The sequence below is a fragment of the Devosia sp. genome, assembly GCF_041917035.1.
Classification (GTDB): Bacteria; Pseudomonadota; Alphaproteobacteria; order Rhizobiales; family Devosiaceae; genus Devosia_A.
Genome location: NZ_JAYRYM010000169.1, coordinates 1 through 7999 on the forward strand (window position 1 = coordinate 1; position 7999 = coordinate 7999).

The following is a 7999-nucleotide window of genomic DNA, read 5'->3' on the forward strand; positions in this document are numbered from 1 at the left end:
TCGTCGCCGAACTGGCGCTGAAGCCGCGCTGGGCCCTGGCCATGCTGCAGACGCCGCGCCGCACCTTCGGCAACTTCTCCGGCCACGTGCCGGGCGCGCATAGCGTCAGGGAACTCGCCGCCTGGATGAACCAGCAGGACGACCTGACGCTCAACTGGCAGGACCTGCGCTGGATCAAGGACCGCTTCGGCGGCCCCGTCGTGGTCAAGGGCGTGCTGCATCCGGACGATGCGCGCGCCGCCCTCGCCCATGGCGCCGACGCGATCGTCGTCTCCAACCATGGCGGCCGGCAACTGGACGGCGCCCCCTCGACCATCCGCGTCCTGCCGCGCATCGTCGAGGCGGTGAACGGACGCTGCGAAGTCTACCTCGACAGCGGCGTCCGCTCCGGCCACGACATGCTGAAGGCGGTGGCGCTCGGAGCGCGCGCCGTGTTCATCGGCCGGCCCTTCCTCTACGCGCTGGGCGTCGCCGGCGAGGCCGGGGTCACCCGGCTGCTCGAGATCCTCAGGGCCGAAGCCGACTCCGCGCTGGGCCTGATGGGCGAGACCGACGTGCGGACGCTCGGGGCCCGCAACATCGAATCCAACGACCTGCTGCCGAGGACCTGACGGATAGCTCAGGCGAGCGGCGTCACCGAATCGACCAGCGCCCGCGCCGTGCCGTAGAACAGCGCCTCGCGCTGCGCCGTCGTGAGCCCGATCTGCCGCGCTCCCCGCTTCATGGCGCGCAACTGCTCGTAGCGGATATAGGTCATGCGCGGGTCGCAGTGCGCGAGGCTCATGGCGTGATTGGTCGGCGACAGGTACGACCAGGCCTTGCCGAAGGCCACATACTTGCCGCGCATCGGCCCGATCATGTCGTCCGAGCCGTACATCACCCGGTCGACCCCGACACCGGTATAGAGCGCATCGAGCGCATCGGACTCGCAGACCGTCGAGGTGTCGTACCAGACATTGGGCAGGTCGCGGATTTCGGCCGCCGCCTGCTCGATCGCCCAGGCGGAATAGCTGCGGGCGCAATGGGCCAGGATCCACTTGGCGCCGGGATATTTCGCGCTCAGCCGCTTGATGTCGTCGATATTCTCCCGGTCGGCGATGGCGTCGCGCTTGCTGATGTGCATCAGGATGATCAGGCCGTACCGGTCGGCGATCGCGATCTGGTGCTCGGGCATGAAGTCGGTGATCCGGCATTGCACGGCGTCGCCGGTCACCGAGTAGAAGCGGTAGGGCTTGAAGCCGAGATGCCCGGTGCGCCTCAGCGTCGCCTCGATCTCGGCTGCGCCCATGCCCGGATGCACCAGCATCAGCCCGGCCGAGTTCCTGCCCTTCTGGACCTCCCCCGCCAGGTAGTCATTGGAGCCGTCGAAGTCGCAGGGGTGTGGGAACGGGAACGGGAAGGCGAGGCGCTCCATCCGCCGCCCCGGCATCAGCGTCGCATCCACCTGATCGGCGAGTTCCCAGGTCACCTCGGGGAAGTACTTGCCGATATTGTCGGCGAACGGGCCGGTCGCCCTGTTCGGGTCGAGGTCGAAGGCCCAGCGGTAAATGTGCGTGTGCACGTCGAAAACCCTGTCGGGCACGAAGTCGGCGAGTTCCTCGTTCCAGATGCGGGTATCGAGTTCGGTCGGGTCGAGATCGATCATTGTCCTGCTTTCGGTTCTGGCGGTTCGGCCGCCGCGTTGCTGTCCCAGTCGCCCCACTGGGACCCGGGCCGTCCCACCGCCATCAGTTCGGCGATCAGCGCGGCATGCCGCGGCGCCAGAACCCCCGAGGTGCCGGTGGCGAGGCCGACGAGATAGGCGGCGGCCACGTCGCTGTAGCAGTTGCCGCGCCCGGAAAATCCGGCCGCCCCATAAATGGCGCGCTCGGCATCGAACAGGCCCACCTGCGGGAATCCATCCGCCGTGAAGGACTGCAGCCCGCCCCATCGATGCGTGACGGCGACGCAGCGATAGCGCGGAAACAGCGTCGCAAACTGCGCATCCAGCCGGGCCTGATGCGCCTCGGACGGGCTGAAGCCGCCACTCTCGAGCGACGGGTGCGGTTGTCCTTCGGCAGTGAACTGCCGGAACAGGCTGTCGGGCTCGTCGCGACGGCGGCCGCCACCGAACAGCAGCCGGAAGCGGCCATCGGCCTCGGGGAGTTCGCGCCACCACGCCATCGCCGTGCCGAACGAGCCGTGGCAGGGGCGATCCGGCAGGGGCTCGGTCACCAGCACCTGGCCGCGCTCGGCCCTGAGCCCCGGGGCGAGACCTCGCACCTGCTGCGGGGCCAGCGCATTGAGCGCAAGAAACACCAGCGGCGCGCGGACGGCGACGGCGCCGGCGCGGACGACGCTGACGGCACCCGTCCGCTCGACGGCGGTGACCCGCGTCCGCTCGTAGAGCTGCACCCCGCGGGTGCGGCCGACCCCGCGCGCCAGGCCGATGACGTATTTGCCCGAGTGGAACTGAGCATCGTCCCGATAGGTGAGGCCGCCGGCAAAGACCGTGTTGCCGGTCCGGCGCAGCGCCTCCTCCTCATCGAGCGGTTCGACCGCGAAGCCGTCCTCCGCAAGCAGGTCGTATTGCCTGCGGTACTGGCGGACATCGTCTTCCCACCCGGGCATGTCGCGCCGCGCCAGGAAGGTGAAGCCGCCGACCCGGTAGTCGCAATCGACGCCGTAGTCATCGAGCTGTTCACGGATCAGCCGGTGGTTCTCGAGCCCGAGCTGCCAGATCTCGCGGGCGCGGGCGCGTCCGTAGCGATCGATTGCGGTGAGGTAGTCGATGCCGGCGCCATGGTTGGCGCTGCCCTGATTGCGCCCCGAAGCCCCCTCGCCCACCCGGCTCGCCTCGAGGATGACGACCTGCAGCCCGAGCCGGCCGAGGTAGCGCGCCAGCTTGAGGCCGAAGATGCCCGCTCCGATGACGACTGCATCGGCCGCCAGATCGCGCTCGAGCACCGGATAGTCCGGTCTGGGCAGGTCCAGCCAGTAGGGCTGGCCGAACCCCGCGAGGCTGGAGGCGGAATCGCGCATCACGCCGCCCCCCTGGCCGTATCCGCCTGGACCAGCGCCACCATCTCGGCCACCTGCCGGCTCTCGCGCGCCCCGACGATCAGCGAGGCGATGGCGGGCCGGGCGAGCAGCTCGCACAGGGCATGACCGGCCAGCGATCGCCCGCGGGCCCGTGCCTCGGCCTCGAGCGCCGTCAGTCGCGCCCGCATCCCCTCGTCGAGCGGCCGCAACCATTGCGGCTTCTCGGCGAGGCGCGAGCCGACCGGTACGCCGTCGCCATACTTGCCGGTCAGCAGGCCGCCCTGCAGCACCTGGTAGGGGACCACGCCCAGCCCGGCCTCGTCGCAGAGCGGCAGCAGCTCCGCCTCGATGCCGCGCTCGAGCAGGCTGTAGGGCGGCTGCACGACCACCGGACGCAGCCAGCCGCCGCGATCGCAGGTGGCGAGCAGCTCGCGCAGCTGCACCGCGCTGTAGTTCGAAACGCCCCAATGCCGGATCTTGCCCTCGCGCGCCAGCCCGTGCATCGCCTCGACCGTCTCGGCCGGCGGCGTCTGCGGGTCCGGCGCGTGCAGGTAGTAGAGATCGACGTAGTCGGTGCCCAGCCGCTGCAGCGAGCGCTCGATCTCGCGGCGAATGTGCGCCCGGCCGAGACCACGGTCGCTGTCGAGCGGGCCGATCTTCATGCCCACCTTGGTGGCGAGCACGACCCGGTCGCGGCGCCCCGCCAGGGCCGTTCCCAGCAGGCTTTCCGACTGACCGCCCGCCGACCCGAACACCCGCGAATAGCCCTCGTAGCTGTTCGCCGTGTCGATGAAGTTGATCCCCAGTTCCATGGCCGCGTGGCACATCCGGATCGCCTCGGCCTCCCCGACCGGCGTGCCGAAGGTCATCGTCCCGAGGCACAGCACGGAGACCTCGAGGTCCGTACCGGGAAGGCGGCGGCGCTCGATCAATGCCGTCTCCGCGCGGCGTTGCGCTGCGGCACGGTGGAGGCAAGGTATTCGGCCGTCTCGGCGGCCCCGAAGCGATCGGGCGAGAAGGCGGCAAGGTCGATCGAGGTCCGGCCGTTGGCGACGAACTCGGCAAGGTAGTAGCCGGAGGCCGGGTTGTAGCTGAAGCCGCCCGAATGGAAGCAGACGCCGACGAACAGGCCGGCCACCTTGCCGAACGGCCCCAGGATCGGCTCGCCGTCCATCGAGAAGGACAGCAGCCCCACCTTGCGGGTCTCCCATTCCGCGCCGCGCAGCGCCGGGACGAAATCGCCGAAGCGTTCGAGCACCGCCGGCAGCACTGCCGGGTCATCCTCGATTCTGTCGAGCCGGAAACCGAAATCCCCGACCTTCATGTCGTCCCGATCCGGCGTCTCCGCTCCGATCAGGATGCGATTGCCGTCGGCCGGCCGGACGTAGCCGAGGAACGGGTCGGCATTGACCGGCGGCGCGACGAACGGGGTAGCGAGGGGTTTGGTCACATAGCGCTGATGGACGAAGGTCTTGGCCGGCAACGCGATGCCGGCGGTAGCGAGGAGCGGCAGGATCCAGGCGTAGTTGGCGACCACCACGGCGTCGGCACTGACCACCCCGCTCGACGTGGCGACGCCGGTCACCCGATCGCCGGCCAGCACCAGTTCGTCCACTCTCGTGCCCTCGACGAGGCGGACGCCGAGCTGTCTGACCTTGCGCGTCAGGGCCGCGAGGTACTCGGGTGGCTCGCTGTAGCCGCCGAGCGGATCGAGCACGCCGAGATGGTCGGACGGCGGATTGAGGGCCGGCCAGCGCCGTCGGATCTTGGCGGCCGAGAGCACCTGGTAGGGCACGTCGAATTCGTCGTAGAGCGGCAGCAGCGCTTCGCGCCCCGGCCACAGCTCCGGGCTGAACAGCCCCAGGCACCCGTGCTCGTTGTGGAAGGTGTAGCCGTCGAGTTCGCGGCTCATTTCGCGGAAGCGGCGGAGCGCGGTCTTGCGCGCGAGGACGCCCGTTTCGGTCCACAACAGACCGGTCGAAATCCCGGCCGCCCGGCTGCTGGAACCGGCCCCGACGCCATCCTTTTCGAACAGCGTCACCTCGCCATAGCCGAGGCGCTTGAGGTGATAGGCGGTGGAAAGGCCGGTGACCCCGCCCCCGATGATGATGGCATGCCTCTCGGTCACCCGCCGCCCTCACAGCTTGACACTCTGCGCTTGTTATAATGATAAGATAATATTTCGAGCAAGCGCGAAGAGGCCGACATGGCGACCTATGTGGAAGACTTCGACGACGGCCCCGGCGGCTGGATGCGGGTGGTCGACAATCACAGCATGCCCGCCGCGTTGCCGATCAAGGACGGTGTGGTGCGCTGCCAGGGGCCCTGGTGGGTCGACTACAACCATGCCCCGCCTGGCGCCGGCTACCTGCAATTGCTGATGGCAATGGCCACTCGCGGCGCGCCCGGAGAGGCGATGCGGGAGGTCGCCGGCGACAACCGCTTCATCGCCGGGGGTTTTCCCACCGACTTCACCGATGCGCGGATCACCGTGCGCTGCCGGGGCGAACTCGAGGCGGCCGGCACGGGCTTTCATGTGCTGCTGCAGGGGTCGATCGACGGCATCACCTCGGGTTGGCTGCTGAGCGGACAACCCATCGCCGTCAACCCGGACTGGACGGAAACCACCGTCACCTGCGTCCCCGAGCCGAGCCAGTGGACCAGCCTGGGCTCCCGCCACGACCGCACCGACACCTACGGCGAAAAGCCGCTGCGCGACATCCTCGGCAACGTCAACGTCAACATCCACCTGCTGCGCTTCCCGGTGAAGCCGCGCCCGATGGGACGCATCGACGGCGATCCGCACCAGCTGCGCGCCGGCCGCGACTACCCGATCTGGCCGTCCTCGATCGCGCAGGGCTATGTCGAGGTCGACCGCGTGCAGATCGATTTCGCTCAAGGGAGTGCCTGATGTCCCGCTATCCGCGCACCGTCCTCGGCACCGTCTGCCTCCCCTGGCGCGACGACGGCAGCCTCGACGAGACGATCTTCCGCCGCACCATCCGCAACCTCGTTTCGGCCGGCCTCCGCGATCTTTACGTCTTCGGCACGGCGGGCGAAGGCTATGCCGTCACCGACACGCTGTTCCGACGGGTCGCCACGCTCTTCGCCGAAACCATGCGCGAGGCGGGCGGCGCGCCGCCGATGGTCGGGGTGGTGAGTCTTTCGCTCGCCACCATGATCGAGCGCATCGAGTTCTGTCGCTCCATCGGTATCGACACCTTCCAGTTCTCGCTGCCCAACTGGGCCGCCACCTCCGACACCGAGATGCGCCGCGTCTTTGCCGAGATCTGCGGCCGTTTCCCCGACAGCAGGTTCCTCCACTACAACCTGATGCGCTCGGGCCGGCTGGTGCGGCCGCGCGACTATGCCGAACTCGCCGAGCGACACCCCAATCTGGTTGCCACCAAGTATGGCGGCGGCGACCCGTTCATGATCTCGGGGCTGATGACTCACGCGCCGCAGCTCCGGCACTTCTTCACCGAACAGGGCTATTACCTCGGCGCCCCGCTCGGCGAATGCGCGCTGCTGGGGTCGATCTCGACCAGCAACCCGGCGCGGGCGCGGGAGTACCTGGAGGCCGGGGCGAGCGGCGATGCCGTCCGTTTCACCAAGCTCTATCGCGAACTGTGCGGCGTGCTGCACGCCCTGCTCGATGCGGCCGGCACCGGCTTCATCGACGGGGCCTATGACAAGGCGATCCACAAGCTGAGCGAGCCGGACTTCCCCCTGGCCCTGCTGCCGCCCTACGAGAGCACCACGGAGGCGATCTTCGCGCAATACCGCGACAGGCTTGCCGAACGTCATCCGGAGTGGCTGCCGGACCGGTAGCGACGACGGAAGCCTCCAGGGCGACCGACTGCGAATGGAGGCACCGACCCCTTCTCCCCTTGCGGGAGAAGGTGGCGCGCAGCGCCGGATGAGGGGTCCGCGATGGTCAGAGACACCCCTCATCCGCCCTTCGGGCACCTTCTCCCGCAAGGGGAGAAGGCGGTCCCGACGTCTGCCGGTGCCGAGAGGTGGTCTTCCAGCGCGAGGGACGGACCGGCGACCTCAACTGCCGAGGGCGCTGGCGATGCGCCAGACGCCGCGGGCGTCGCAGGCGGCGTAGTACATGCGCCAGCGTCCGTCGCCGAGCGCGATCAGCGACATGTCCTCGGCATGCACGGCGTCGATCTGTGTCCCGCCATAGCCGTCACCTTCGATGACGACGCGCCCGGGCTGCCAGTCGACACCATCTTCCGAGTGAGCCTCGAGGATGCGCGAGCGATAGCCGGACATGTCGGCCGCGATCGAGGCGGCGGCGAAGTCGGCACTCGTGCCGCTCGCCACCGCGTCCTTGTCCATGCTGGGGTGGACCGGTGCGGGGGCGCCGGCCGGCCGGTCCTGCCAGGCCGAGTAGTACATCGTCCACGGCACGCCGGGCAGCACTTCGGCGGCGGTGATGCCGGCGCTGTCGAGTTCGCCCTGACGATCCGCGAGGCGCAATCCCGGCTCGAAGGTGAAATCGAGGCCGTCTTCGGTCAGGGCACTCACCACCGGCGTGCCGATCCGCACGCCGCCCGCCAGTCCCCCCGGCCCATGGTCGGAGCGGAAGCAGAAGAGCCGCCCCCTGCCCTCGCCCAACGGGAGGAAACGCGGCGCCCCGACGCCGCCCGGGCTCTGGAGCCGGATCCCCGGCTCGACGGTCCATTCCAGTTGGTCGTCGGAGAGTGCGCTGCAGATCGCGGTCGGGATGTCGGCCGGCCCGCGCGCCTCGAAATACATCCGCCAGCGCCCGCCGGCGATCGGCGTGAGGCTCGGGGCCAGGACGCGGAGCGACATCTGCGCCACCGCCGGATCAGGCGCGACCCGGATGCCGGGCTCGGGCCGGAAGGCGAGCCCGTCCTCGGACACGGCGCTGAGGATATAGCCCTGGCAATCGGCAAAGGGCTTGCCGGGGCCGACTGCGGTATAGAACAGGCGATATCCCCCCTCG

General features: G+C 69.3%; 8 protein-coding genes. 3 read left to right on the forward strand and 5 right to left on the reverse strand.

Features of this window, described 5'->3' with window-relative positions; all coding sequences use genetic code 11:
- On the forward strand, positions 1-611 hold a 611-nt coding region (locus tag ACE3TU_RS15685), incomplete at its 5' end, for an alpha-hydroxy acid oxidase (RefSeq protein ID WP_374625835.1).
- Between the two features lie 8 nt (positions 612-619).
- Here the strand turns inward: ACE3TU_RS15685 and ACE3TU_RS15690 are convergent.
- The 4 genes from ACE3TU_RS15690 to ACE3TU_RS15705 are packed head-to-tail and all read right to left on the reverse strand — an operon-like array spanning position 620 to position 5149.
- Positions 620-1645 (reverse strand): amidohydrolase family protein, encoded by a 1026-nt coding sequence (locus ACE3TU_RS15690; protein WP_374625837.1) that lies wholly within the window; start codon positions 1643-1645, stop codon positions 620-622.
- Positions 1642-3021 (reverse strand): NAD(P)/FAD-dependent oxidoreductase, encoded by a 1380-nt coding sequence (locus ACE3TU_RS15695; protein WP_374625839.1) that lies wholly within the window; start codon positions 3019-3021, stop codon positions 1642-1644. Before ACE3TU_RS15695 ends, ACE3TU_RS15690 begins: the two co-directional genes overlap by 4 nt.
- The gene (locus ACE3TU_RS15700) at positions 3021-3953 is read right to left on the reverse strand and encodes an aldo/keto reductase (protein ID WP_374625841.1); all 933 of its coding nucleotides are present in this window, start codon (positions 3951-3953) and stop codon (positions 3021-3023) included. Before ACE3TU_RS15700 ends, ACE3TU_RS15695 begins: the two co-directional genes overlap by 1 nt.
- Positions 3950-5149, reverse strand: coding sequence for an NAD(P)/FAD-dependent oxidoreductase (locus ACE3TU_RS15705; RefSeq protein WP_374625843.1), 1200 nt, complete (start codon positions 5147-5149; stop codon positions 3950-3952). Before ACE3TU_RS15705 ends, ACE3TU_RS15700 begins: the two co-directional genes overlap by 4 nt.
- A gap of 78 nt (positions 5150-5227) precedes the next feature.
- Here ACE3TU_RS15705 and ACE3TU_RS15710 point away from each other — a divergent pair, with 78 nt between their 5' ends.
- Both ACE3TU_RS15710 and ACE3TU_RS15715 read left to right on the forward strand, forming a co-directional pair.
- Complete coding sequence (locus ACE3TU_RS15710) at positions 5228-5932, forward strand: hypothetical protein (protein WP_374625845.1); 705 nt, start codon at positions 5228-5230, stop codon at positions 5930-5932.
- Complete coding sequence (locus ACE3TU_RS15715; RefSeq protein WP_374625847.1) at positions 5932-6852, forward strand: dihydrodipicolinate synthase family protein; 921 nt, start codon at positions 5932-5934, stop codon at positions 6850-6852. Before ACE3TU_RS15710 ends, ACE3TU_RS15715 begins: the two co-directional genes overlap by 1 nt.
- A 222-nt stretch (positions 6853-7074) precedes the next feature.
- On the opposite strand, the gene ACE3TU_RS15720 is transcribed toward ACE3TU_RS15715, so the two are convergent.
- The coding region (locus tag ACE3TU_RS15720; protein WP_374625850.1) for a hypothetical protein at positions 7075-7999 on the reverse strand (925 nt) is incomplete at its 5' end.